General features: G+C 47.2%; 2 protein-coding genes and 1 pseudogene. 1 reads left to right on the top strand and 2 read right to left on the bottom strand.

Annotation, left to right across the window (positions count from 1 at the left end; genetic code table 11):
• Nucleotides 1–350, bottom strand: a pseudogene (locus JF818_RS12655) (thiamine diphosphokinase); the annotation flags it as partial.
• Between the two features lie 78 nt (nucleotides 351–428).
• Here JF818_RS12655 and JF818_RS12650 point away from each other — a divergent pair.
• Complete coding sequence (locus JF818_RS12650; protein ID WP_198892351.1) at nucleotides 429–1,748, top strand: DUF1015 domain-containing protein; 1,320 nt, start codon at nucleotides 429–431, stop codon at nucleotides 1,746–1,748.
• Here the strand turns inward: JF818_RS12650 and JF818_RS12645 are convergent.
• Entirely contained in the window at nucleotides 1,745–2,323 is a 579-nt protein-coding gene (locus JF818_RS12645) for an L-threonylcarbamoyladenylate synthase (RefSeq protein ID WP_198892350.1), read from the bottom strand. The two genes, JF818_RS12650 and JF818_RS12645, sit on opposite strands and share 4 nt — an antisense overlap.
• Nucleotides 2,324–2,516 lie beyond the last annotated feature (193 nt).

Raw genomic sequence — 2,516 nt, 5'->3', positions numbered from 1 at the left:
GGACCATACTGGTCAAAAAGGCTGTAGGTGGTAAAGAGGTGGTCCATGCGAAACCCTCCGCCACCAACCAAAACATAGGTGGAAAACCCGAGGGAGGATGCTTTTCGAAGCGCAAGCTCTGTATCGCTCTCATCCTTATCTGCAAGGCTCTTCTCATGGTCAAGGTGTTGTATCTCGGAAAAATATCGAGTGGAATCGAAATCCCCGATGCATAGATTGACGGGTATCCCCAAGGCTTTCGCTGCCTCATACCCACTATCAGCCGCAATAACCATATCTCCAGGTTGCAAAAGATCTACAGGAAGGCGGGAAGGCGCCCCTCCACCTGTAAATATTATAGCTTTACTCATAAACGCTCACTTTATGTTGCGGATTTAGCAATATTATCATAGTATATTACCACATTCATAAATAAAAGAGGAATGAACATGTCCAACGTAGCTCAGCATCTCGCAAAGGTTGCGCTCAAACGCGCAGATATCATGATACCGAAAGCAACAGTAGATCTCACCAAATGGGCAGTTGTTGCTTGCGACCAGTATACTTCAGAACCCGAATATTGGGAACAGGTCAAACAACTCGTGGGAGATAATCCTTCGACACTCAACCTGATCTATCCTGAAGTGTATCTTGAGGAAGCACATCCAGAGAAACGGATTGAGACAATCAATGCCACCATGAAACACTATATACAAGAGGATCTGTTTACCGTATATAAGAATGCTTTTTTCTTGGTGCATCGAACCACTCCCTCCAGTAAGATCGGACGATGGGGTCTTCTCGTTGCGCTGGATCTTGAGCAGTATGACTATGCCCCGGATTCACGCAGCATGATCAGGGCAACAGAGGGAACTATTCTTTCCAGGATCCCACCAAGAAAAGAAATCAGGAAAAACGCACCGCTCGAACTTCCCCATATCATGGTCCTGATCAATGACGAGAGGCGTTCGGTCATTGAACCTCTTGCAAAGAAGAAGGAGAGTCTTCCTCTTGCCTACGAAACAGAGCTTATGGCAGGTGGTGGTGCCTTGAAAGCCTGGGTTGTCGATTCTGACGAAGACATGCTCAAGATTGCAGCGTCCTTGGATGGAATGCTTGATGCACTCCCCCAGGACAATCCCCTGCTCTATGCCATGGGAGACGGCAACCACAGCCTTGCAACAGCAAAGAGTTGTTGGATGGATATCAGGGAGACCCTCACGGAAGAAGAGCGAAAAGAACATCCTGCACGCTATGCTCTGGTTGAACTGGAGAATATTTTTGATGAGGGATTGGAGTTTGAACCGATCCACCGTGTACTTTTCGGTCTTGACCAGCATACGTTTGAAAACGAGCTCGTAAAAGCCTGTGCCCATTTTGAGAAAGAGCAGGTGTCAGACCTGAAATCACTCGACGCAGCAATCAACAAAGAGGATGGCGTACAGAAATTTGGGTTCTGTGACAAGAGTGGTTACCAAGTCTACTCACTTGCAGAGCCTAAAGCCTCCATCGCTGCAGGTACGCTGCAGTTGATCATAGACTCGCTGCTAGAACAGAAAATTGCCAGTGTTGACTATATCCATGGAAAGGATGTCACCGCCAACCTGGGAAGCAAGGAAGGTAATCTGGGACTCATCCTGCCGGAAGTCTCCAAATCAACCTTCTTTGATTCAATCATCAGGGATAACGCTTTACCGAGAAAAACCTTCTCCATGGGAGAAGCACATGAGAAGCGGTATTACATGGAAGCCAGGAAGATTCAACGCTAAGCAAGAAGTGCTGAAGCATCATAGTCGCCACAGCGCAACAAGGTGTAGGGAGTTGTCGTGCAATCGATCAAGGTGGAGGGAGTATCCCTCTGCCGCATCGGATCCACGACAATGGTCTGCACCTTATCTTTGTATGTGAAGATAATATCTGTGATGTTGGTTATGGAGTACCCATGGGGATTTACGGCAGTTGAATAAATTGGGGAACCAAGGCGGGTAAGCAATTCTTGTATGAAGGGGTCCTTTGGAACCCGTATTGCGTGAGTCCCTTCTCCGTCCTTGGTGGGAAGGATACAGGTGAGCGCACAGGGCCAATGGTCATGGAGCACCTCTGGAACTTGGCAGAGATGTTGTGCTTGTTCGAGCGTTGCCAGGACAGCAAACTGCTGTTGTCCCAGATGCTCCTTCAAGGCACGTATTTTTTGTAGTGTTGTATCAACTTTCCCACTCAGACCATAGATTGTGTCACAGGGAAGGATCATAAGATGGTCCTCCTGGAGATGAAACACACATCGATCCAATGTCTCTGGTTCTGATTTATAGAGGAGTTCTGCTTCCTCACCTCTCCAACTCATACGTACGCCTCCGCCTTTTTTGTATCCACCAATAGCATAGCGTAATCAGTGATGCCATGACTAGGGAGGCAAGAGCTAGATATATGGTAGGAATTCCAGAAAAACCCAGAGACTCATTTGATTCAAAGGTATGGAGTATCCTATCCTCATAGGAGTTGGAGTTTTGTTCCTCATCTATGAAGTAATATACCTC

Origin of the sequence: Sphaerochaeta sp. S2 (assembly GCF_016406725.1) — a bacterium.
GTDB lineage: Bacteria > Spirochaetota > Spirochaetia > Sphaerochaetales > Sphaerochaetaceae > Sphaerochaeta.
The sequence above is the reverse complement of the archived record's forward strand: the minus strand, read 5'-3'. Positions and strand labels throughout refer to the sequence as shown.